A 22,727-nucleotide genomic window follows, 5' to 3' on the forward strand; every position below is an offset into this window, starting at 1 on the left:
CAGTGCCGACGCAGGCGGACGACACCCCCGACCCCCGGCGCTGGAAAGCGCTGTGGGTCACCCTGGTGGCCGGGTTCATGAGCCTCCTGGACGTGACGATCGTCGCGGTCGCGCTGCCCTCCATGCAGCGGGACCTGCACACCACGGCACCGGCCATCCAGTGGGTGGTGTCCGGCTACGCCCTCGCCTTCGCCCTGGTCCTGGTGACCGCCGGACGGATCGGCGACGCGATCGGCAGACGCCGTATCTTCCTGCTGGCGCTCGCCGCCTTCGTCCTGTGCAGCGCCGCCGCGGGCGCGGCACCCAGCATCACGCTTCTCATCGTGGCGCGGATCGCCCAGGGGGTGGCCGCCGGCTGCCTCGCCCCGCAGAACTCCGCCCTGATCCAGCAGATGTTCCGCGGCGCCGAACGCGGGCGCGCCTTCGGCATGTTCGGCGCGACCGTGGGCATCTCCAGCGCGGTGGGACCGGTCGTCGGCGGCCTCATCCTCACCCTGGCCGACGGCCCCGACGGCTGGCGCTGGATCTTCTACGTCAATGTGCCGGTCGGCGTGCTCGCTCTGGTGCTCGGCATGCGGCTGATCCCCGTCACCGCCCCCGGCCGCCGCGAACGCCTCGACCTCGTCGGCGTCGCGCTCCTCGGCTGCGGAGTCCTGGCGCTGATGCTGCCCCTGGTGCTGGCCGAGTCGGGTGGCGTACGACGGCTGTGGTGGCTGTTCGTCGTGGGCGCGGTCTGCCTGGCGGGGTTCGTTCAATGGGAGCGTCGGGTGGTGGCCCGGGAGGGTCAACCGCTGCTGGATCCGCGGCTGGTGACCGCCACCCGCGGCTACGCCGTCGGCGCCGCTATCGCCACCCTGTACTTCGTGGGCTTCAGCGGTGTGTGGCTGGTGTTCGCCCTGTTCTTCCAGGACGGGCTCGGCTACTCACCGCTGCGCTCCGGGCTCACGGTCACGCCGTTCGCCATCGGCTCCGCCGCGGCCGCCGCGCTCGCGGGCCGGTCGGTGGACCGGTTCGGCAGGCTGCTGACGGTCTGCGGACTGGCCGGCGTCGCACTCGGCCTTGGCGCGACCGCGCTGATCCTGCGGCTCGCCCCCGCCGACAGCGCGGGCTGGCTCGCCGCCCCCGCGCTCTTCATCGGCGGCCTCGGCAGCGGCTGCGTCATCTCTCCCAACGTCACCATGACCCTGCGGGACGTCCCGGTCCGGATGGCCGGAGCGGCCGGCGGAGCCCTCCAGACCGGCCAGCGCCTGGGCGGAGCCATCGGCACAGCCGCCCTGCCCGGTCTCTTCTACGTCGTCCTCGGCACCGGCCACCGCGACTACCCCTCCGCCGTGGCGACCGCCGTCGGCTTGGGCGTCCTGCCCGTCCTGTGCGCGCTGGCCCTCTCGATCGACGACTGGCGCCGCGACCGCCGAGCCGCCAAGCGCCCCTGCCCGCCCGAGGTCTCGCACAGCCACCTGCACGCCGGCCAGGGCTGAGCGGGCCGACGGCCCGGTAGGTGTCGCGCAGGAGCGGGCGGTTGAGTCACCGGGAGGCGTACGGTCCCGAGTGCCGGCCCGGCTGCTGCGGCGCGAACATGTCGTCCGCGTCGGACTCCGCCGGCTCCACCCGGTCCGGATCCGTGCCCGCGACCATCATGTCCGGGTCGAACATCACGATCACCGCGGCGACCAGCAGCACGGCGAGCGGCCCGGCCAGCATCAGCAGCAGGAACGCGAGCAGGCTGGTGGAGGACTGCCCGGTGCCGGCCGTGCCGTCGAGCGTCACGGAGACCGCGGCCATGCCGGTGTAGTGCATGCCGGTGACGGCAACTCCCATGACCAGGCTCGCGCCGAGGCTGGACCACAGCCGTTGGATGGAGACCGCCGCCCACAGCGCCGCCGTCGCGGCGACGACGGCGATGACGACGGACAGCGCCACAGCCGTCGTGTCGTAGTGGACGGTGCCGTTGGTGTGGACGGCTGCCATGCCGAGGTAGTGCATGGCAGCCACGCCGAGTCCGGTGATGGTTCCGGCCACGCCCAGATTCAGTGGGGAATCGCCCCGGTAGCCGACGAGAAAGACGCCGACGGCGACCACGGCGATCGCGACGATCAGGCTGAGGAGGGTCAGTCCGGCGTCGTAGTCGACCAGGGAGCCGTCGATGCTGAAGCCGATCATGGCGATGAAGTGCATGGTCCAGATGCCGCAGCCGATGGACACGGCGCCCAGCGCCAGCCAGCCGGCTCTTCGGTGGGGGCGCCGCAACGAGCGCGTTGTGCACCGGAGTCCCAGCGCTGCTCCGAGGCAGGCCATGAGGTAGGCCGCGACCAGAGTCACGGCACCGTAGTGGAAGTTGGAGACGGTGGCGGTCACTAAGGGGCCCCTCTCGAGGTGGCACGAGTCAATCGTGACTCAAACACAACTCCTTCACTTTTTCGCCACATTGAGATGTCTGTTGGCTGAATCGATACTTCTCCGCGTCCGTTCAGGAGACGTCGGCGACCGAGAAGACCCCCGGTCCGGTGACCCCGTACAGCACCCCACGCACCAGGAACGGCGGTGTCTCGCTGGGTGAGAGCTCCTCGAAGGAGCGGCCCGACGTGTCGAAGGACGGGTCGGTGCGGCCGATCTCCCTGCCGGTGCGCGGGTCGAGGGCGAGGACGCTGGTGTCCGGCATGGTGACGTACAACCGCCCGTCGTGGACGGCCGGTTCGCTGAAGACGCGCAGCTCGCGCGAGCTGGTCCACAGCGGTTTGCCGTGGGTCAGGTCGAGGGCGAGCAGCGTCTCGTTGCCGTAGTCGAAGATGTACATCGTGTCGCCGTCCACCAGCGGCGGCGCTTCGGGTTCGACGCTCCAGGGGAAGTCGATCCGACGGGTCTTGCCGTTGTCGAGGTCCTGGATGAAGAAGGCGGCGGAGACGCCGGTGTCGTTCTCCCAGCGGGCGTAGTACGCCTTCGCGTCGTGGACCGTGGCCAGCCACAGGTCGCCCTTGGGCGCGTCGACGGTGCCCAACGTCCGGCCCGTGCGCGCGTCGAGACGGGCGATGCCGCCGGGGCCGCCGCGCAGATCGGCGTAGAGCATGCCCTTGGGGCCCGTGTAGAAGGGGCTGGGCGAGGTCGACTTGAGCTTGCGCTCCCACAACTTCTCGCCCGTGCGCGGTTCGTACGCGGCATAGCGCGCGGTCTCGGCGGGCCCGAGCGGGTCCAGGCGCACGAGCAGTACGTCGCTCAGGGGCTGGTGCTGGCCGAGGGGACCGTCCAGATGCCACAGCCGCTTGCCGGTCCGGCCGTCGAAGGCGTCCAGGCCCTCGGAGCGGTCCGCACTGTTGACGAACACCACTCCGTCGTGCACGTCTGGCGAGCTCATGGAGAAGCTGCTGACCTGCTTCTTGCTCATCGGCTTCGACCAGTCCGTCCGGCCCGTCGCGGAGTTCAGCCGCATCAACGCGACCTGCGGCGAGGAGCAGAAGACCCCGAGGGCGTCCGGTGTGCAGGCCGGTTTCATGCCCATCGGGTCGTCCTTGTCGGGCTCCAGGGCGTTGTGCCACGGCTTCCAGCCCGCCGGGATCGAGGAGGCGGCGGTCGCCTTCACGTCCTTTGTGCCGGGTTCGTCGCTCGCCCCGGCCGGCATGAGGGTCACCAGCGCCGTGCCCACGACGCCGACAAGCGCCGCGCCGGCGAGGGCGGTCCACAGCCTCCCGCGGTGCCGCTTGTTCGTGTTCTTCGCGGGCGGGAGCAGCGCCGTGTCGGTCGCGTCGGTCACCGGCAGCCGGGCCGGCACTCCGCCCGGCTCCTCGGCGGGCTGCTCCTCCGGCACCTCGGCCAGTGTCTCCAGCACCTCGCCCGAAGTGGGCCGCCCCGCCGGGTCCTTCGTCAGGCACAGGGACACCAACGCGCGCAGCGGGCCCGGCAGTTCGCCCAGCTCGGGATCGCTGTGCACGGTGTTGTACGCGGCGAGATAGGCGTTGTCCGCCTCGAAGGGACTGCGCCCCGTGGCCGCGTAGACGAGGACCGCGCCCAGCGAGAAGACGTCCACGGCGGGTCCGACCTCGCGCGGCCGGCTGAACTGCTCCGGTGCCATGAACGGCGGCGAGCCCATCACGATGCCGGTCTGGGTACGGACGTCGCTGGTGGCCGCGCGCGAGATGCCGAAGTCGATGACACGGACCGCTCCGTCGTCGCCCTCGCCCTCCAGGAGCAGCACGTTGCTGGGCTTGAGGTCCCGGTGCACGACCCCCGCGCGGTGGATCTCCCGCAGCGCCTCGGCGAGTTCGGTGCCCAGGCGGCGCAGCGAGGGCCAGTCCAGTGGGCCCGACTCGGTGACGCGGTCGGAGAGCGTGCGGCCCGGGACGAACGCGGTGGCCATCCAGGGCCGGCCCGCGTCCGGGTCGGCGTCCACGACCGGCGCGGTGAACGCGCCGCTGACCCGTCGCGCCGCCACGATCTCCTGCCGGAACCTGGCCCGGAACTCGGGGTCGTCCGCGTACTTCGCGTGCACGACCTTGACGGCGACGGCCCGCCCCGACGTCGAGCGGCCCAGATACACGACGCCCATGCCGCCGGTCCCGATCCGTGCTTCGAGCTGGTATCCGCCGACCGACCGAGGATCGTCCTCGCGCAGGGTCACCGTGTCTCCTTCACCGGGTCTGGCCTGGACGGATCCGTTCGGACTGCTGTCGCTATGGCATGGACAGCACACTCTACCGATCGGTCCGAGGGCCTGTTTGGGCGTGGAGCAGGCAGACCGGGTCAGTGCCGGGCGAACTGGACCCCGGTGGCCTGGACGACATTCGGTCGCACCGCGATGCCGTCGACGATCAGCTGCTCGCCGTAGATGTCGGTGATCCGCAAGGCGCCGCCGCAGCCGCTGCCGTTCTCGGAGAGGAAGTAGTTGTAGTCGGTGCGGGCCAGCTGACGCCAGGTGCCGCCGGCCCGGACCTCCAGGCGTGCCACGGGGTTTCGGTGACCGATGGGCTGGACGGCGCACCAGTACTGGCTGGATCCGGTCTTGTACCGGACGGAGACCGTGTCGCTCGTGGCGGGACTCAGCAGGCTCCAACTGATCGACATCCGGCCCTTGGAGAGGGCGGCGAGCTTGGCGAACGCCTGCCGGCTGAGGTCGATCTGGCCCGGTGTGCACTCGGGGCATTCGTTGGTGATCCGTACCGTCACGGAGACGCCCCCCGCCTGGACCCGCACGTACGCCCCGCAGGCCTTGGCCGTCTCGTAGTCGGTGTGGTTCATCGCCGCGGTCATGGTGTCGCCGCTCGGGCCGTACGAGCAGGCGCCATCCCCGTTGCCGATGTCGTAGGAGGTGGCGACCCCCTGGTAGGTGACACCGGGCCGGATCCGCCCCGCCGCCGGCGCCGCGGCCGCCTGCGCGGTGCGGGTGGCCGACGGTTTCCGCGGGGCCTTGGTGGTCGCGGGCGGGGACGACGCGGGAGAGGAGGCGGCCGTCGTGCTCGGGGACGCCGAGGACGAGGACGGCTTCGGCCTGTCGGACGCCGTCGGCGAGGTCGTCGTCCGGTGGCTCGCGGCGGGCGCCGCCGCGACCTGCCCGGAGTCCGGCTCCCGGTCGCCGTGGAAGGCCATGACCAGGGACGCGACCAGCGCGACGGCCGCCACGGCGACGGCCGAGACGAGAACCGCGCGCCGACTGCCGCCGGGACGGCGGTGCGAGGAGAGTGTCACGACTGCATCCTTACGTGGTGCGGGAGGCCGGCGGGCCCGAACGGGCCACCCCTGACAGGAGATTCCGACCACAGGTCGCCGCCGGGTCCGGAAAGGTTGCCGTGAATCCAGGAGCCGCGTACGCCTTGCCCGGCCCCTTACCTCCGAGGTAATCGATCGCGTCGGCTGGGCATGTCACGATTGGCGGCATACGCAGCCCGGCCGACACGGAGGACGACATGACCGCCTACGTCATAGCCCACCTGCAGGAGGCCGCCCCGCACCCGGAGATCGCCGAGTACGTCGAGCGCATCCCCGCCACCTTCGAGCCCTACGGCGGACGCTTCCTCGTGCACGTGGCCAAGCACGAAGTGGTGGAGGGCAGTTGGCCCGGGCACGTCGTCGTGATCGCCTTCCCCGGGATGGCCGAGGCGCGGGCCTGGTGGGACTCGCCGGAGTACCAGGAGATCGCACCCCTGCGGGCGCGGCACATCCCGAGCGACATCGTCCTGGTCCCGGGCGTCCCCGAGGGCTACGACCCGACCGCGACGGCGACGGCGATGCGGGAGACACTGCCCACCGAGTAGCCCCGGGGAGTCGCCGACCGTGCCGTGGAGACGGGGCGCCGCCACCCCCCGGGCCCCCGCTGCGCGAGGCGGAACGCAAGACGGCCATCCCCTGAACGAACGCGAGACTGACACATCCTGGCCGAACGCGGGACTGCCGTCCCATAGCGGAACGAAACCCCCCGATTCACGAGACGCACACAACTCCCGTGCCGCGCTTTAGAGTTCAAGCGCTACGCTCACCGTCATCGAGTGGCCAACGGCGGCCCCTCCGCCACGGGCACTCGTTTCCCCCCACCTCCAGGCGCAGGAGACTCGGTGTGCATCACGGCGACGTAGTAGTGATAGGCGGCGGCTATGCGGGCGTCCGGCTGGCCAGACGGCTGGACGGAGCGGCACGGGTCACGCTGGTGGACCGCAAGGAGATGTTCTTCCACCGCATCGCTTCCCTGCGGGCGGGCGTGCGCCCCGAGTGGACGGCCACCCCCTTCATCCCCTACGACCGACTGCTGCGCAACGGCCGGCTGGCCGTCGGCAAGGCGGTCCGCGTGGACACCGCCGAGCGGCAGGTGGTGCTCGGCACGGGGGAGCGGCTGCCGTACGACGTGGTCGTGATCGCCACCGGCGCCGACTACCCGGAACCGGCCCGCTTCACCGGCTCCACCACCGAGGAGGCGAGCAAGGCCTTCGGGGAGCACCAGCGGAGCATCTCCCTCGCCGACCACGTCCTCGTCGTGGGCGGCGGACCCTCCGGCGTCGAACTCAGCGCCGAGATCCGGCTCGCCCGGCCGGACGCCCGGGTCACGCTCGCCCACTCCGGTCCGGCGCTGCTGCACTCCACCATCGGCGCCCGGGCGGGAAACAAGGCCCGCACCTGGCTGGAGGACCACAACGTGGAGGTGCGGCTCGACGCCTTCATGTCGCCCGGCAACGAGTTCGGCAGCTACCGCGACGCGCACGGCAACGTCATGACGGCGGACCTCTCCTTCTGGGCCACGGGCACCACCCCCAACACGCTCTGGCTGCGCCTGGCCGGTCACGGCGACTGGCTGAACCCGGACGGACACGTGCGGGTCGACCGGACGCTGCGGGTCGCGGGCCATCCGGACGTGTTCGCCGTCGGCGACGTCAACGACGCCACCGAGCTCAAGATCACCCCGGCCGCGCTCGCCCAGGCGGACCTCGCCGCCTGGAACATCCGCGCCTATCTGAACAACCCCGGCAAGCACCGCAAGGGCCCCCGCCTGTACCGGCCGATCCACCGCACCCCGTTCATCGTGCCGTTCGGCCCGGCCGCCGGAGTGACGGTGCTGCCCGTGCCGGGCGGCGAGACCGCGGTCCTGGGCGGCCGCACCACCACCCTCGCCAAGGCGAAGACCCTCATGACCCCTTACATGAGGCGCCAGTTGGGATACTCCTAGATGTGCGGGGCGGGCCCACCGAGCCCCGAGTGCTCTGCCGCCCCGACCGCTTCGTTCTCCCGGGTGAAGAAGTGGCGATGGCCGTGAACAGCGTTGAGGCAGGGACGGCCGGTACGTCAGGGTGTTGCCATGGACCGCGACTGGAGCACCTCCTTCCGTCCGACCCGCCGTCAACTCCTCGCCGCCGCAGGCGCTGTGCCCCTCGTGGGCGCGACCGCGGTGGCGGCAAGACCCGCCACCGGCACCCCGTCCCTCTCCTTCACCAGAGCCACCAACGGCTCGGCGACCCTCGCGCCCGCCGGCGACCGCCTGGTCGCCGAGGTACAGGGCGTCCTGTGGTCGCTGCCCCGCGCGGGCGGTACGGCCCACCCGCTGACCCCCGCCGATCTGGAACCCAACCGCCCCACCCATGCCCCGGACGGCGCGCTCGTCGCCTTCTGCGCCTATCGGGGCGGCGGATTCCACCTCTGGACCGTGCGCCCCGACGGCTCCGATCTGCGCCGGCGCACCGACGGCCCCTGGGACGACCGCGGCCCGGCCTGGTCACCCGACGGCACCCGCCTCGCCTTCGCCTCCGAACGCGGCGGCGACCCCGTCGAGGGCAGCCCGTACCGCATCCACGTCCTCGACCTGCACACCGGCGGAATCACGCGGGTCACCGGCCTGTCCGGCCAGCAGGGCCCGCTCCAGGACGGCGCGTGGGAGGACTTCGACCCCACCTGGTCACCGGACGGCGCCCGCATCCTGTTTGTCCGCGCCAAGGTCGTCACCACCCCGCTGGGCGCGGCCCTGGAGGCCCGTACGATCGCCGCCGTCCCCGCCGACGGCACTGGACCGGTCGCCGTACACCACGCGGAGACCGCGGTCGCGCAGGTCATGACCCCTGCCCTCGCCCCCGACGGCCGCCTCGCCTACTTGCGCACCACGGCCGCTCCCGCCGCCTCCTGCATCCTCGTGGTCGACGGTAGTCCCGTCCCGATCACCGGTGACATCGCCCCGGTACCCCCGCGCTGGACGCCGACCGGAGAGCTGCTCCTGACCGTCGACGGCACCTTCACCCTCGTACGCCCGGACAGCCCCGCACACTCCGAGACCATCCCCTTCGACGGTGAACTCCCCGTGCGGCGGCCGGGGTACAAGACCAAGGCGTACGACCTGGGGGAGGCCCGCACTCGCCCCGTGCGCGCCCTCCATCTCCCCGCGCTGTCGCCCGACGGCCGTCAGATCGCCTTCGCGGCCCTCAACTCACTGTGGTTGGGGAGGAGTTCGGGCGGGCTGCCGCCCCGTCGACTGCACGCGGCGTCCTCGACCCGCTATCTGCTCGGGCCCACGTGGGCGCCCGACGGGCAGTCCCTCGTCTACGCCGACGACCGCGACGGGCTCCTCGGTGTGTACCGGCACGATCTCGCCACCGGAGCGGAGACCGCGCTCGCGACCGGTGGCCGGACGTTCCCGGCCCTCTCGCCCGACGGGCAGCGGCTCGCCTGTGTCGATCTGACAGGAGGGCTGATCGTCCGCGACCTGGCGTCGGGCGAGGAGCGTGTCCTGGTCACGGCGCTCGGGGCGGGTGGGCAGCCCGGCCGGCCCAGTTGGTCGCCCGACGGCCGGTATCTCGCCCTGTGCGACCGCAACCGCCTCAACTCCCGCTTCCGGGAGGGCTACAACGTCATCCGGGTCGTCGACACCGCGACCGGCGCCGACCGCCTCCACACGGTGGCGCCCCATACGTCGATCGCCGACCGGTACGACTCCGGGCCCGTCTGGTCGCCGGACGGCCGCTGGATGGCGGTGATCGTCGAGTCGGCGCTGTGCCTGCTGCCCGTCGACCCCGACGGCACCCCGAACGGCGACCTTCGCACCCTCACCACCGAACCGGCCGACCACCCCTCCTGGTCCGGCGACTCCGCCACCCTCCTCTATCTCTCCGGCAGCCGACTGCGACTGCTGGATGTCACCGGCGGCCCCGCCCGTACGGTCCGCATCCCGCTCGACACCACCAGACCCACCCCCGCCGACGTCGTCGTGCACGCCGGACGCCTGTGGGACGGCACGGGTGAAGGGACCCGGGACGACGTCGACATCCTGGTGCGCGGCGGGCGCATCACGGCGGTGGAACCCCACCGGTCCGGCCGCCCCGCCGTCCTCCGTCGGGTCGACGCCTCGACCGCAACCGTCATCCCGGGGCTGTGGGACACCCACACCCACCCCTGGCAGAGCACCTACGGCGGACGCCAGACCGTCGGCCAGCTCACCTACGGCATCACCACCGCCGTCTCCCTCGGTGGCTTCGCGTACGAACAGGCCCGCATCCGCGAGGCGGTGGCCGGCGGAGACCTCGCCGGACCCCGGCTGCTGACCACCGGCGAACTCCTCGACGGGGCTCGGGTCGCGTACAGCATGGGTCGCGCCCACCGCACCCGACAGGGCCTGCGCCGGTCCCTGGAGCGGGGGGAGGCGCTGGACTGGGATTTCGTCAAGACCTATGTACGGGCGCCGGGTTGGGTGATGGAGGAGGCCGCACGCTTCGCCCACGACCGGCTCGGGGTGCGCGCCGGCAGTCACCTGCTCTCGCCGGGCGTCCAGCTCGGCCAGGATGTGACGACCCATCTGCAGGCCACCCAGCGCGCCGAGTTCGGCCATGCCGTCACCGCGACGGGCCGTGCCTACCAGGACGTCGTGGAGATCTACAGTGCACGCGGCGTCGGATTCTCGCTCATCGCGACCCCGTTCACCGCCGCGCCGCTCCTCGGTGCGGAGCCCGCGCTCGCCGACGACCCTCGTGTGACGGTGGTGATGCCACCGTGGGACTCGGCGGCCGTGACCCAGGCGGCCGGCATCCCGCCCACGGCGGCCCAACTCGCCACCCTCCACAGGGAGACCGACATCTACCGCCGGGTCCTGGCCGCCGGCGGTCTCGTCGCCCTCGGCACGGACCAGCCGCTCGTCCCGGTCGGCCTCTCCCTCCACCTGGGCCTGTGCGCCCTGCACCGCGGGGGCCTGTCCCCGGCCCAGGCCCTGCGCACCGCGACCGTCCTGCCCGCCCGCCTCTTCGGCCTCGACCGCGACCTCGGCACGGTCGAGGAGGGCAGGCTCGCCGACCTGACCGTCGTCGACGGCGACCCGTTCACGGATTTCGCCACCCTCGTGCGGACGGTCTCCGTCCTGCGCGGCGGAGTGCCGTACGCCACCGACGAGTTGGTCGCCGCGTTCGAGCCGTCGGCCCGGCGTACCACGGCCGCCGCGGACGACTGGCTCACGGTGGGCCGGCTGATGCGCAGGGACGGCTGCTGCGACGGTCGCTGAGGCCGGCGGTGCACAGGCACGCGGGGCGATGAACTCGCCCCGCGTGCAAGGAAGATGACGGCTCGGGCTCAGCAGGTGATCGTGCCCCTGCGCAGTGCGTGGCCGCTGGTGTTGCCGTCGTCGGACCAGTAGACGGGCTTGGTGCCGCCGGTGCAGGCGTCGGCGCCGGCCACGGCGAAGCCCTCGTTGTTGAGGTCGGCCATGCCGGAGGGGCGGTTGTAGATCGCCGTGGTGGCGAAGGTGCCGGAGGAGTCGATCCGCAGTGTGCGGTGCTGGCCGTCGCAGGTGTCGTCGCAGACGGCCCACAGCCGGGAGGCCTGCGACTCCCACTGCAGCTCCATGACGCCGGCCATGCCGCTGCTGATGGACGCGACGCGGGTGGAGGCGCCCGAGTCCTGGAGGACGTAGCCGTAGATCGTGCCGGTGCCCTCGACGCCGACGAAGAACACCCCCGCGGTGTGGGCGCCGTAGCGGCCGGGGTCGTAGGCCGAGCCGGTCGAGGAGTCCTTGAAGCCGGCGGCGGTGAGGGTGGCGTCGGGGATCCAAGTGATGCCCTCAAGACCGAGGTTGGAGCCGACCGACGGCAGGTCGGACGTCAGGTTCCACTCCTTGGTGGCGGTGAGCGTGGTGCTCGTGGAGCCGACGTCGTAGCGCAGGACGGACAGGCGGCTGGTGCCGGACGAGTCGCCGTTGCGCTCGCTCGCGACGTACGCGCCGCCCGTGGCACCGGCGTCGGTCAGCGTGACGCCCTCGCTGTCGGGCGTGCCGGATCCGCCGGGGAAGCGCAGGGACTTGCCGGAGGTCCAGCCGCCGGTGGTGTCCGGCTTCCAGGCGGTGGAGCCGTTCGGCACCAGACGCCAGAGCTTTCCGCTGTTCTGCGCCGCCCAGATCACGCTCCCCTCCTGGTAGAGGCCGCTCAGATCCGAGCCGAACACGTTGGAGGCGTCGGCGGTCGCGACCGAACTGCCACCCGGCCAGGCCGTCGGTGAAACGCCGCCGCTGCCACAGTCGTTGGGGCCGCCGAGGGTGAGGTCGGCGGAGCCGAAGGCGCCCGTGCCGTCGGGGCAGCGTGACCACGACGGGTCGGAGTGCTCGGACCAGCTGAAGCTGTCGACCAGCGTGCTGCCGTCCGGGAGATAGAGACGGGCCTGGTCGTCGGAGCCGAGCCCGAACGCGTCATGAACGTCGAAGGCACGGAACGCTCCGGGAGCGAGCGTGGTCCCGCTGCCTATCGCGTACTTGGAGTTTTTGTTGTCGTCCTTGAGGATCCACCCCGAGAGGTCGACGGTGGCGGTGCCCTTGTTGTACAGCTCCACCGAGTCGTGGACGTCCCCGGTGGTCACCACCTCGTTGATGCGGATGTCGTCGGCCGCCGCCGCATGGGCCGGGGACGCCGTGAGGGCGCCGACGGCCAGCGTCGGGCCGACGATCCCGACAAGGAGGAAGCGGAAGGTGCGGCGCCACCGGCGAACGCGTGATTCGATCACGAAGATCCGTCCTGAGATCGTTTGACAGGCCGCCAGGACCCTTCCTGCCTGGCCCGAACGGGTGCCCTCGCACGGGTGATCGCCCTGTGAACGCTGAACCAACCGATCCGCCGCCGGGGACACGGCCGTCGGCGGTGGCAGGCTGGGAGGAGCGAGGTGATGAGGATGGGTGAGCTGCCCGAGGTGGTGTCGCGCGAGGCGTGGCTGGCCGCCCGCAAGGCGTTGCTGGCGGAGGAGAAGGAGCTCACACGGGCGCGGGACCGGGTCAACGCCCACCGGCGGCGACTGCCGATGGTCCGCGTCGACAAGCCGTACGCCTTCGGGGGGCCGGACGGGACGCTGAGCCTGCTCGACCTGTTCGAGGGGCGGCCACAACTGGTCGTGCACCACTTCATGTGGATGTACGACATCGACGCCGACGGCACGGAGCGCCCCCGCGACCACGGCTGCTCAAGCTGTTCCTCGGCGGCGGACCAGATCCCTTCCCGACTGAGGCAACTGCACGTCCGCAACACCACGTTGGCCGCCGTGACCCGGGCACCGTACGCCAAGCTGGCCGCGTTCCGGGAGTGGATGGGGTGGACGTTCCCCTGGTACTCCTCGGCCCTCGGCGACTTCAACTTCGACTTCCACGCCACCCTCGACGAGCGGGTCGCCCCGGTACTGCTCGACTTCCGCACCGAGTCCGAACTCGCCGACGCCGGCAAGCCGTGGCACGCCGGTCAGCGCGGTGACTGGCCCGGCATCAGCGCTTTCCTCCGCGTCGGCGACGAGGTGTTCCACACCTACTCCGCCTTCGGCCGGGGCATCGAGGAGTTCCACAACGGGGACAACTACCTCGACCTCACCGCCCTCGGCCGCCAGGAGGCCTGGGAGGAACCCAAGGGGCGCGCGACACCGCTCGGCCTGCACGTCGGGGGTCCGGCGATGCGGCTGCCGGACGAGTACGAGGCCTGACCGTCACGCCCCTCGGGTCTCTGTCGTCGTCGTGTCCGCCGGGCCGGTCAGGGCTTGATGCCCACGCCGGTCCAGAGGCTGACCACGGCGTCGGTCAGCGGCTCCGCGCCGTCCTCCGTGGCCGTGGCCGCGTCCGGGCGCCAGCGGTAGCCGACCGAGACGCCGGGCTCCAGGAGGTCGAGGCCGTCGAAGAAGCGGGCCACGGCGGCCTGCGAGCGGAACTGCACGGGCGTACCGGCATTGGTGTAGATGTCGGTCACCTTCTGCCAGGTGTCCGGGTCGAAGTCGGGCGTGCAGTGGCTGAGCGCGAGCGCGCTGCCGGAGGGCAGGAAGTCCAGCAGACGGCTCACGATCCCGTACGGGTCCTGCGCGTCGGTGACGAAGTGCATCAGCGCGTTCAGGGACAGCGCGATCGGCTGGTCGAGGTCCAGGACGTCGGACAGCGCCGGCGAGTCGAGAAGGGCGCCCGGGTCGTTGACGTCCGCCTCGATGTACGTGGTGCGGCCCTGGGGCGTGCTGCGCATCAGACGCTCGGCGTACTTGAGGACCAGCGGGTCGTTGTCGGCGTACACGACACGGGCGTCGGGCACGACGGACTGGGCGACCTGGTGCAGGTTCGGCTCGGTGGGGATCCCGGTGCCGATGTCCAGCCACTGGCGGATGCCGTGCTCCCGCGCGAGGACCCGGGTGGCCCGGTGCATGAAGGCACGGTTCTCACGGGCGCAGACGAAGATGCCGGGGTAGACCTCGGCGACCGCCTCGGCCGCCTTCTTGTCGATCTCGAAGTGGTCCTTGCCGCCCAGGTAGTAGTCGTACATCCGGGCCGAGTGCGGCCTGCTGGTGTCGATGTCCCGCGCTGCGTGGGGGGTGGTCATGCTGTCCCTTTCAACTGGTGTGCGCTGACGTGCCGGCCGGCGCGACCGACCGTCAGGTGATCGGCGAGGCCCTTCTTGACCCCTTCGACGAACGCGCTGATCTCCTGCGGCGTGTAGATCAGGGCGGGCCCCGCCGGATCCGTCGACTGCCGCAACGCGACCCGGCCGTCGGCGAGTCGCTTGGTCTCCACGCACTGGCCCCCGTTGGGGCCGCTCCAGGGGCATTCCCAGCCCTGCTCGCCCAGGTCGGAGGCGGGCATCCCGTTGTAGACGCTGCCGGTGGTGGTCATGAGTACTCCTTGCGCATACGGGTCAGGAGCGCCCTGCTGTCCGCCGACGAGGTGAGCAGCGACATCCGGTTGTGCGCCTCCAGATGGGCGGAGACGTCGGAACGCTGGTCCAGGTACATGGAGGCGGACAGGATCTCGCTGTAGACGACGTCCGGCAGCTCGGGCTCCTCGAACCGGAAGTAGGTGAAGGGGGCGCACGCGCCGACATGGGCGCCCGCGGTGAACGGAACGATGTCGAGGCTCACGTGCTCCAGCTCCGAGACCTCCAGGAGCCGGTCTATCTGCTCCCGCATCACCTCGGGGCCGCCGACCACGCGGTGCAGCACGGCCTCTTCCATCACGACCCACAGTGTGGGCGCGTCCGGTCTGGTCAGCAGACTCTGACGCTTCAACCGCAGGTCGACGCGTCTGCGCAGGTCCTCTTCGCTCTCGTTCGGGAAGCCGCCGCGCAGTACGCCACGCGCGTACCCCCACGTCTGCAGCAGGCCCGTGACGTAGTGGGGCTCGTAGGTGCGCAGGGTCTTGGCGCCGGTCTCCAGACTCACGTAGGCGGAGAACCAGGTCGGCAGGACATCACGGTAGGCGTGCCACCAGCCCGGCTCGTTGGCCTGCTCGGCGAGGGCGACGAACTCGTCGATCTCCTGCCGGTCGGCCCCGTAGGTCTCGAGCAGCTTCTCCACGTACAGCGGCTTGAGGGCGACCTCCGCCTTCTCCAGCCGGCGGATCGTCAGCGTCTTCACCCGCAGCGCCGTGGCCGCGTCCTCCAGCGAGGCGCCCGCGCTCTGCCGCCGCTCCTGCAGCCGCCTGCCGAGGATCATACGGAGAACCGTGGGCGCACTGGCGCCACTGCCCGAGCGAGCCTCGTTCACGCCCTACCTCCTGAAGGACAGTCATCAGCAGCAGTCTGACAGCGACTTGATGATGCCACCATACGGATAACCTCCCGGTGAAATTATCAGGGAGTCGGTTGCAGCATGAAGTGAACTACGAGCATGATTGGTTGAGTGAGCGATCAACCCGAGCGCGCCCACGCGTCAGTCAACATGCCGCCTACTCCGTGGAGTTGGCGTGGTCAGGCGTTCGGACTGTCCGGCCGTGCCTCGAACACCCCTGCCGGGGGCGGCCGTTCTCTGTCGTACGTCTCCTTGCTCGCCCCGCTGCGCCCGTCCTCCCACGGAAGGCGAACACCGTGTCCCCCCACACGACTTCCCTCTCCTCCTTGTTAGACACCGGCGGCCCCGACCGCTCCCACTGGCTCGAACTCCCCGCCAGACGGGAGAGCGTCAGAGCCGCCCGCCACGGCGTGAGCGCCTGCCTCCGCTCGTGGCGGGTACCGGCCGAGGTGTGCGCCGACGCCGTCCTGCTGGTGTCCGAGCTGGTCACCAACGCGGTCGTCCACACGCTCAGTTCGCGGGTTCTGTGCGGCGTCGCGCTCATCGGCGAGGAGCGCCTGCGGGTCGAGGTCCACGACTACGACAACGCCGCGCTCAGCCCGACCCGGGGCCGGCCGACCGTCGACTGCGAGACCGGCCGCGGGCTGCTGATCGTGCAGGAGGTCGCCGACACCTGGGGGGCCGAGCGCTCGACCCGTACGAAGGGCAACGTTGTCTGGGCGACACTGCGCGGCGCCTGCGTCTGAGGGGCGGGCGGTGGGCGCGGTGCTACGAGGGTGTCAGCTCGGCGAGCAACACCGTCCGGTCGTCCGCGCCCGGCGCGGCGGCGGCATCGTCCAGCAGTTCCTCGCACAGCGACCGCAGGTCGTCGCCACCGGGCGCCCGCGTGACCGCGGTGTCGAGGGCATGAGCGAGGCGGGTGATGCCCTCTTCGATGTCGCATTGGCGGGATTCGACGAGCCCGTCGCTGTAGAGGACGAGCAGGGTCGGCTCGGTCACGGTCAGGACGGTGGTCTCGTAGCGCCCCGCGCCGAGGCCCAGGGGCAGGCCCGCGTTGGCGAGTACGACCGGGGCGGCCGGTCCGTCGCCGGGCCGGAGCAGTGGGGGAGGGTGGCCGGCGCCCACCAGTGTGCAGGTGCGCTGCCGCCGATCCCACTCGGCGTACATGCAGGTGGCGAAGGAGGCCCCGGGGATGGCGGCGGCGAGCGCGTCGAGGCGGTCCATCAGCTCGGCGGGCGAGAGGTCGAGCCCCGCCAGGGTACGGACAGCCGTGCTCAACTGGATCATGGCGACGGCCGATTCGGGACCGTGCCCCATCGCGTCCCCGACGATCAGGCCCACCCGGCCCCCGGGCCGGGGCAGCGCGTCGAACCAGTCGCCGCCGATGATGTTCCCGTCGCCCGCCGGGAGGTAGCCGTGGGCGATGCGGCACCCGGGGAAGTCGTGGTCCGCCGTGGGCAGCAGGCTGTTGCGGATGGCCAGCGCGGTGCGCCGCTCCCGCTCGTAGCGGCGCGCGTTGTCCAGCGCGACACAGGCCCGCGCGGCCAGCCGCTCCACCGCCACGGCGTCCCCGCGCTCGAAGGGCGGCTGATCGGGGCCGCGGGTGCAGGCGATGAAGCCGACCGCGACATCCCGCAGATGCAGCGGCACGACCAGGAACGACGTGCTGTCGAGGAGACTGCGGATGCCCTCGTCGTCGGGTCCCGACGCGCTCAGGCGTTCACTCGTGTGCGGGTCGACCGCGTCGAGCAACTGCGAGCGCTTGTCGGCCAGAGCGCGGGCGTACGGCGTCTCCCGCGGAAAGACGATCACCTGGTCGACGGGCAGCAGCGGCTCCCAGTCCTCGGCCGCCTCCGCCCCCACCCGCAGCGCGAGCCGGCGCGCCTCGACCTGGGGCGGGTCCGAGCCCGCGTAGGCGTTCTCCTCAAGGAGCCACCGCTCCAGCAGATAGACCGACGCCGCGTCGCAGAACGCCGGCGACAGCGCGTGCACGACGTGGCTTCCCGTCATGTGCAGATCCAGCTCGGAGCCGATGACATCGGCCGCGGGGGAGAAGAACAGACGACGGCGCTGTGACACGGGGGAGAGCGCACCGTCCGGTAGGTGGCGGGCTTCGTTGCGCAGGGTCTTGCCTTTCCGGGTGGGGCCGGGGTCGGCCGCGTGCCAGGCGTGGGCGCCTCGCCGCAACGGGGAGAACTATATGATGGGACGTCAAGCCGCCCGAGAAACATGGGAGTTGTGGTGCAGCAGGGTCTCCCGGAGAACGCGACGCCGAACAAGGCGAGTGTTGCCCGCATGTACGACGCCATGCTGGGCGGCGAGCACAACTTCGCCATAGACCGGGAGGCGCTCGCGGCGTTCACCGCCATCGACCCCCAGGTCCGCACCCTGGCCAGGGCGAACCGCGCCTTCCTCGGCCGCGCCGTGCGCTTCCTGATCGCCTCCGGGGTACGGCAGTTCATCGACCTCGGCTCGGGCATCCCCACCCAGGGCAACGTCCACGAGGTGGCGCAGGCCGCCGACCCGGACAGCCGGGTGGTCTACGTCGACAACGACCCCGTGGCCGTCGCGCACAGCGCCGCCCTGCTGGCCGACAACCCGGGCGCGGACATCCTCGACGGCGACATCCGCCGGCCCGCCGACATCCTGGCGGCCCCGCAGGTGCGCAAGCTCATCGACCTCGACCAGCCCGTCGCCGTACTGATGATCACGATCCTGCACTTCATCTCGCCGGAGGAGAACCCGGCCGGGATCGTCGCCGACTTCCGGGACACGCTGCCCGACGAGGGCTGGCTGGCGCTCACGCACGCCACCAACGAGGACCGCCCCGACACCGCCGCCGCCGTCGGGCAGCTGTACCGGGCCAAGGCCACCTCCCCGGTGACCGCCCGTTCCCGCGACGAGATCCAGCACCTCTTCGACGGTTTCGACCTCGTCGAACCGGGCCTGGTCCACGTACCCCTGTGGCGTCCGGACCCGCAGGACGAGATCCCGGAGAACCCCACGGAGTACTGGGTGTACGCGGGCGTCGGCCGCAAGCGGAGCTAGCGCGCGGGCAGTTCGGAAACGGGGTGTCGCACACGGTGCGATTTGGGGGCCGTCACGGATGGTGACCGGACCCCTGTGCGTGTGATCGTCGGAGTGCCATCGCACCTCCGACGAAGGAGAACTCCTTATCCATCCCCGTGAGTCGAAGACACCCCGTGCCCGCGACATCCGGACATCCCATACCCGCGCCCTCCGGCAGGAGGTGACCCGTGGGACACGCTGACACCCTGCTGGCCATGGGCGGCGCGTTCCTGGCGGCCGCGTTGCTCGCGCGGCTCGGCGGCCGGATCGGGCTGCCGACGATCCCCCTTTTCATGCTCGCCGGGATCCTGCTCGGCCCGCACACCCCGGGCCTGGTCCTGGTGGAGGACGCGCACGACTTCGAGATGCTCTCCGCACTCGGTCTGGTGCTCCTGCTGTTCTACCTGGGCCTGGAGTTCCACCTCGACGACCTGCGCAGCGGCGGGCGGAGGCTGCTCTCCGCCGGTGGCATCTATCTGCTGCTGAACGTGGGCGCGGGCCTCGGATTCGGCTTCGCGCTCGGCTGGGGTGTACGCGAGGCGCTCGTGCTCGCCGGTGTCCTGGGGATCTCCTCGTCCGCGATCGTCACCAAGATCCTCATCGACCTCGGGCGCATCGGCCGCCCCGAGACGCGGCTGATCCTCGGCGTCATCGTCGTGGAGGACATCTTCCTCGCGCTGTATCTCGCCGCGCTCCAGCCGGTCATCGGTGGTGCGGAGGGCATCGCCGAGATGGTTCTGCAGAGCGGGAAGGCGTTCGGGTTCCTGCTGGTGCTGGCCGCCGCCGCGCGCTACGGCACCCGCCTCGTCGGCCGCCTCATCGCGACCCGCGACAACGAACTGCTCGTCATCAGCTTCCTCGGCGCCGCCGTCCTGGTCGCCGGGGTCTCCGAGGTCCTCGGCGTCGCCGACGCGATCGGCGCGTTCATGGTCGGTCTGATCCTGGCGGGTACGCCCTCCGCGCCCCGCATACGCGAACTGGTGCACCCCCTCCGTGACGCCTTCGCGGCCATCTTCTTCTTCGCCTTCGGCCTGGCCATCGACCCGGGCGACCTGGCTTCCGTCGCCGGACCGGTCGCCGCCGCGGCCGCACTGACCGTCGCGGTGAACATCGTCGCGGGCCTCCTCGTCGCCCGCCTGTACGGCTACGGCCTCGACACGGCCGCGGACATCGCCACCACCCTTGTGGCGCGCGGGGAGTTCGCGCTGATCCTGGCGGCGATGGCGACGAGCGCGGGGCTGGACGGGCGGCTCGCGCCATTCATCGCCGGATACGTGCTCGTGCTCGCGGTCCTCGGACCCGTGCTGGCGGGGCGGGCGGAGCTGCTTGCGCGTGTACTCCGAGCTGCGCGTGACGCGTTGCCGAGCGGGGGCGACCGCACCGAGGTGCCACCGGCGTCAGCGGAGCGGGAGGAGGTTCCGGCAGCGTCGGTTGCCACGGCCGGCTCGTCGGCGGTCGGTGCCGAGGCAGAGCGCTAACGGGGGCGCGGGGTCGGCCACTTGGGGAGTCCGGAGTCGAGCCTGATGGTGAGTGAGGTCGGGAGGAGGAAATGCTGAAGGAAGGCCCTGTCGAGGGCCCCGCCGGTTCTGGGAAGGAGCAGCCGTGCATCGGAACGACGCCGAACGCCTGGCCGATCTTGAAGCGCGACTCGAACAGGACGATCCCCGATTCACCCACGCCCTGCGTGCCGGGCGCCCGGCACGGCCACGCGAGTACCGGCGCACCGGCCTCTGGTACGGCCTCGCCGTCGGCGCGGCCGTGCTGATCGCCGGGGTCGTGGTGCCCGACGGACTCCTCATCGCCACGGGCCTGGTCCTCATGGGCATCGCCGCCCAGTTGCTGGACCCGCGCCAGGCACCGCCCAGGCGCCGGGGGAACCGGTCCGCGGGGCCGTGACCGGCGCTGCCGTTCATGGTCGTCGACGTTCACCGCACCGCCTCCGGTGCCCCCGGCCCGGAGACAAGCCGGATCGACATAGCGCCACTCCCGTAACCCCTCCCACTCGCAGAGATCCCGTGGCGGAGCGCGCCCCGAACTGTGACCATGGCTGGCGTATGGCCCGTTGATCCGTCGACAGTTCGGGAGACGACATGCCGATCGGCCGGGTGGGACTCGTCGTGCACGGAGGTCGTCCCGAGGCGGTGACCGGTGCGGACACCGTGCGGGAGTGGTGCGCCGGGCACGGAATCGGCTGTGCCGACATCGATGTGTGGCAGGGACAGGGGAGCCGGCGCAGCGGCCGTGAGGAGATGCGGGCCGCCGGGATGCCCGACCTCATCGTGACCCTCGGCGGGGACGGCACCTTCCTGCGCGGGGCGCGTATCGCGGCCAAGAAGGACATCCAGGTCCTGGGCGTAGACCTCGGCAAGGTCGGCTTCCTCACCGAGACGGCCGTCGGCGACGTCGAAGAGGCGCTGGAGGCCGTGCACGCGGGCAGATCCACGTGCGAGGAACGCATGACGCTCACCATGCGGGCGTCGAAGCCGCTGGAGATGCCCTCCGACATGGAGGAGATCCTCTGCTACGGGCGCGGACCGGCACTTCCGCCCCCGCCACAGGCGGACCTGGCGGAGGACGGCTGGGGCGTCGCCCTGGACGTCACCGCGCTGAACGACATCGTGGTGGAGAAGCTGGCACGGGACCGCCAGGTGAGCCTCGGCGTGTACATCTCCGGGCGGCTGCTGGCGTCGTACTCGGCGGACGGCGCGATCGTCGCGACCCCGACCGGCTCGACCGCCTACAGCTTCGCCGCCGGCGGACCGGTGCTCTCACCCCGGATGCGGGCGGTGGTGTTCACCCCGGTTGCCCCGCACATGACCTTCGACCGCACGGTGATCGCGAACGCGGACGAGCCGATCGCGCTGCGCGTCCTGCCGCACTCGGGCCGGGCCGCCGTCAGCGTCGACGGACAGCCGCGCGGCGTCCTCGAACCGGGCGACTGGATCGGCGTGATCGCGGCACCACGGCCCCTGCGGCTGGTCCGGCTGGCACCCGCCGACTTCTACGGCCGACTGCGCGAGCGCATGCGCCTCACCGACGCCCCCGCGACCGCCGCCGACGGCGAGTCGGAACCGCTGTTCCGACCCGCGAACCCCGTGCCGGACGACCTCAGCCACCTTTACCTGCCCCCGCCGCAGACGACCTGACTCGCGCACGCGCCGGACGTGCGGGGACGGTCGGGCCGGGCGCCGGGTGGCCCGCACCCGTCCTGCTCCGCAGGTCGGGCCTGCGTAACCTGTTCGGCGTGTCAGCCTCTCGCCTCCGCCATGTCGCCGTGCTCGTCCTCGAAGGCGCGAAGCCCCTGGACGTCGGGATTCCGGCGCAGGTGTTCTCGACGAGGGGGAGCATGCCGTACGAGGTACGGCTGTGCGGGGCCGCGCCCGGACTGGTGACCGGCGGCGACGGGCTGTCGTACCACGTGGCCCATGGTCTGGACGCGCTGGCGTGGGCCGATATCGTCTTCATCCCCGGCTACCGTTTCCCGGACCGTGAGGACCCGCCCCGGCCCGTCGTCGACGCGCTGATCGCCGCGCACGACCGGGGCGCGCGGCTCGCCGCCATCTCGACGGGCGCCTTCGCGCTCGCGGCCACCGGTCTGCTCGACGGCAAGCGCGCCACGACCCACTGGCACTACACGCGGGCGCTCACCGCGAAACACCCGGAGATCCGGGTCGACGAGAACGTGCTCTTCGTCGACGAGGGCACCGTTCTGACCTCGGCCGGCGCCGCCTCCGGCATCGACCTGTGCCTGCACATCCTGCGCGGCGACCTGGGCGTGGCCGCCTCGAACCACGCGGCCCGGCGCCTGGTCGCGGCCCCCTACCGCAGCGGCGGTCAGGCGCAGTACGTGCCGCGCAGCGTGCCCGAACCGCTGGGCGAGCGGTTCGCCGCCACCCGGGAGTGGGCCCTGCACCGGCTCGATGACCCGCTCACCCTGGAGACGCTGGCCGGGCACGCGGGCGTTTCGGAGCGCACGTTCTCCAGGCGGTTCGCCGAGGACACCGGCTACACGCCGATGCAGTGGGTCATGCGGGCCCGCATCGACCGGGCGCGTGAACTCCTGGAGCGTTCGCAGCGGAGCGTGGAGCAGATCGCAGCGGATGTGGGCCTCGGCACCGGCGCGAATCTGCGGCTGCACTTCCAGCGCATCCTCGGCACGACGCCGAGCGAGTACCGGCGCACTTTCGCCCGGGGCGAGTAGCGGGCAGGCGGAC

The 22,727-nt window shown here is 71.7% G+C and carries 19 protein-coding genes; 11 read left to right on the forward strand and 8 right to left on the reverse strand.

Features of this window, described 5'->3' with window-relative positions:
• Nucleotides 1-2 precede the first annotated feature (2 nt).
• Nucleotides 3-1,478 carry an MFS transporter gene (locus M2283_RS06475; protein ID WP_280875088.1) on the forward strand — a complete coding sequence of 492 codons (1,476 nt, stop codon included), beginning with the start codon at nt 3-5 and terminating at the stop codon, nt 1,476-1,478.
• Between the two features lie 46 nt (nt 1,479-1,524).
• On the opposite strand, the gene M2283_RS06480 is transcribed toward M2283_RS06475, so the two are convergent.
• From M2283_RS06480 to M2283_RS06490, 3 genes are all read right to left on the reverse strand, one after another.
• On the reverse strand, nt 1,525-2,355 hold the full coding sequence (locus M2283_RS06480) for an MHYT domain-containing protein (RefSeq protein WP_280875089.1): 831 nt from the start codon (nt 2,353-2,355) through the stop codon (nt 1,525-1,527).
• Between the two features lie 112 nt (nt 2,356-2,467).
• On the reverse strand, nt 2,468-4,609 hold the full coding sequence (locus tag M2283_RS06485; protein WP_280875090.1) for a protein kinase domain-containing protein: 2,142 nt from the start codon (nt 4,607-4,609) through the stop codon (nt 2,468-2,470).
• Between the two features lie 122 nt (nt 4,610-4,731).
• Nucleotides 4,732-5,673: an expansin EXLX1 family cellulose-binding protein gene (locus tag M2283_RS06490; protein ID WP_280875091.1), complete on the reverse strand. Its 942-nt coding sequence runs from the start codon at nt 5,671-5,673 to the stop codon at nt 4,732-4,734.
• A 218-nt stretch (nt 5,674-5,891) separates the two neighbouring features.
• On the opposite strand from M2283_RS06490, the gene M2283_RS06495 reads away from it, so the two are divergent.
• The 3 genes from M2283_RS06495 to M2283_RS06505 all read left to right on the forward strand — a co-directional run bounded on the left by M2283_RS06495 (nt 5,892) and on the right by M2283_RS06505 (nt 10,942).
• A complete protein-coding gene (locus tag M2283_RS06495; protein WP_280875092.1) occupies nt 5,892-6,239 on the forward strand; it encodes a DUF1330 domain-containing protein in 348 nt (115 codons plus the stop codon).
• Nucleotides 6,240-6,538: 299 nt separating this feature from the next.
• On the forward strand, nt 6,539-7,639 hold the full coding sequence (locus M2283_RS06500; RefSeq protein WP_280875093.1) for an NAD(P)/FAD-dependent oxidoreductase: 1,101 nt from the start codon (nt 6,539-6,541) through the stop codon (nt 7,637-7,639).
• 129 nt (nt 7,640-7,768) lie between these two features.
• Nucleotides 7,769-10,942, forward strand: coding sequence for an amidohydrolase family protein (locus M2283_RS06505; RefSeq protein WP_280875095.1), 3,174 nt, complete (start codon nt 7,769-7,771; stop codon nt 10,940-10,942).
• Nucleotides 10,943-11,010: 68 nt separating this feature from the next.
• On the opposite strand, the gene M2283_RS06510 is transcribed toward M2283_RS06505, so the two are convergent.
• A complete protein-coding gene (locus M2283_RS06510; RefSeq protein WP_432423034.1) occupies nt 11,011-12,429 on the reverse strand; it encodes a lamin tail domain-containing protein in 1,419 nt (472 codons plus the stop codon).
• A gap of 165 nt (nt 12,430-12,594) precedes the next feature.
• On the opposite strand from M2283_RS06510, the gene M2283_RS06515 reads away from it, so the two are divergent.
• Nucleotides 12,595-13,386, forward strand: coding sequence for a DUF899 domain-containing protein (locus M2283_RS06515; RefSeq protein ID WP_280875567.1), 792 nt, complete (start codon nt 12,595-12,597; stop codon nt 13,384-13,386).
• A 47-nt stretch (nt 13,387-13,433) separates the two neighbouring features.
• Here the strand turns inward: M2283_RS06515 and M2283_RS06520 are convergent, their stop codons facing one another.
• Genes M2283_RS06520 through M2283_RS06530 form a run of 3 tightly spaced genes read right to left on the reverse strand, consistent with a single transcriptional unit; the run spans nt 13,434 to nt 15,420 of the window.
• A complete protein-coding gene (locus tag M2283_RS06520; protein WP_280875096.1) occupies nt 13,434-14,261 on the reverse strand; it encodes an SAM-dependent methyltransferase in 828 nt (275 codons plus the stop codon).
• On the reverse strand, nt 14,258-14,551 hold the full coding sequence (locus tag M2283_RS06525; protein WP_280875097.1) for a DUF397 domain-containing protein: 294 nt from the start codon (nt 14,549-14,551) through the stop codon (nt 14,258-14,260). The genes M2283_RS06520 and M2283_RS06525 overlap by 4 nt, the downstream gene beginning before the upstream one ends.
• Nucleotides 14,548-15,420 carry a helix-turn-helix domain-containing protein gene (locus tag M2283_RS06530; RefSeq protein ID WP_280875098.1) on the reverse strand — a complete coding sequence of 291 codons (873 nt, stop codon included), beginning with the start codon at nt 15,418-15,420 and terminating at the stop codon, nt 14,548-14,550. The genes M2283_RS06525 and M2283_RS06530 overlap by 4 nt, the downstream gene beginning before the upstream one ends.
• 350 nt (nt 15,421-15,770) lie before the next feature.
• On the opposite strand from M2283_RS06530, the gene M2283_RS06535 reads away from it, so the two are divergent.
• Nucleotides 15,771-16,190, forward strand: a complete 420-nt coding sequence (locus M2283_RS06535) for an ATP-binding protein (protein ID WP_280875099.1) — start codon at nt 15,771-15,773, stop codon at nt 16,188-16,190.
• 22 nt (nt 16,191-16,212) lie between these two features.
• On the opposite strand, the gene M2283_RS06540 is transcribed toward M2283_RS06535, so the two are convergent.
• Entirely contained in the window at nt 16,213-17,454 is a 1,242-nt protein-coding gene (locus M2283_RS06540) for a PP2C family protein-serine/threonine phosphatase (RefSeq protein ID WP_280875568.1), read from the reverse strand.
• Between the two features lie 231 nt (nt 17,455-17,685).
• Here M2283_RS06540 and M2283_RS06545 point away from each other — a divergent pair, with 231 nt between their 5' ends.
• The 5 genes from M2283_RS06545 (at nt 17,686) to M2283_RS06565 (ending at nt 22,714) form a co-directional block, all read left to right on the forward strand.
• Nucleotides 17,686-18,492, forward strand: coding sequence for an SAM-dependent methyltransferase (locus tag M2283_RS06545; RefSeq protein ID WP_280875100.1), 807 nt, complete (start codon nt 17,686-17,688; stop codon nt 18,490-18,492).
• A 209-nt stretch (nt 18,493-18,701) separates the two neighbouring features.
• Nucleotides 18,702-19,991: a cation:proton antiporter gene (locus M2283_RS06550; RefSeq protein WP_280875101.1), complete on the forward strand. Its 1,290-nt coding sequence runs from the start codon at nt 18,702-18,704 to the stop codon at nt 19,989-19,991.
• Nucleotides 19,992-20,115: 124 nt separating this feature from the next.
• Nucleotides 20,116-20,409 (forward strand): DUF3040 domain-containing protein, encoded by a 294-nt coding sequence (locus tag M2283_RS06555; protein ID WP_280875102.1) that lies wholly within the window; start codon nt 20,116-20,118, stop codon nt 20,407-20,409.
• 194 nt (nt 20,410-20,603) lie between these two features.
• Nucleotides 20,604-21,659: an NAD(+)/NADH kinase gene (locus M2283_RS06560; RefSeq protein ID WP_280875103.1), complete on the forward strand. Its 1,056-nt coding sequence runs from the start codon at nt 20,604-20,606 to the stop codon at nt 21,657-21,659.
• Between the two features lie 98 nt (nt 21,660-21,757).
• The gene (locus M2283_RS06565; RefSeq protein ID WP_280875104.1) at nt 21,758-22,714 is read left to right on the forward strand and encodes a GlxA family transcriptional regulator; all 957 of its coding nucleotides are present in this window, start codon (nt 21,758-21,760) and stop codon (nt 22,712-22,714) included.
• The last annotated feature ends 13 nt before the right edge of the window (nt 22,715-22,727 follow it).

This window comes from Streptomyces pseudovenezuelae (genome assembly GCF_029892565.1).
Classification (GTDB): Bacteria; Actinomycetota; Actinomycetes; order Streptomycetales; family Streptomycetaceae; genus Streptomyces; species Streptomyces pseudovenezuelae_A.

What these genes read in the sequence shown, in the direction of transcription:
- M2283_RS06495 (WP_280875092.1), top strand. Translation starts at nt 5,892, where the DNA reads ATGACCGCCTACGTCATAGCCCACCTGCAGGAGGCCGCCCCGCACCCG.
- M2283_RS06505 (WP_280875095.1), top strand. Translation starts at nt 7,769, where the DNA reads ATGGACCGCGACTGGAGCACCTCCTTCCGTCCGACCCGCCGTCAACTC.
- M2283_RS06515 (WP_280875567.1), top strand. Translation starts at nt 12,595, where the DNA reads ATGGGTGAGCTGCCCGAGGTGGTGTCGCGCGAGGCGTGGCTGGCCGCC.
- M2283_RS06520 (WP_280875096.1), bottom strand. Translation starts at nt 14,261, where the DNA reads ATGACCACCCCCCACGCAGCGCGGGACATCGACACCAGCAGGCCGCAC.
- M2283_RS06525 (WP_280875097.1), bottom strand. Translation starts at nt 14,551, where the DNA reads ATGACCACCACCGGCAGCGTCTACAACGGGATGCCCGCCTCCGACCTG.
- M2283_RS06540 (WP_280875568.1), bottom strand. Translation starts at nt 17,454, where the DNA reads ATGACGGGAAGCCACGTCGTGCACGCGCTGTCGCCGGCGTTCTGCGAC.
- M2283_RS06560 (WP_280875103.1), top strand. Translation starts at nt 20,604, where the DNA reads ATGCCGATCGGCCGGGTGGGACTCGTCGTGCACGGAGGTCGTCCCGAG.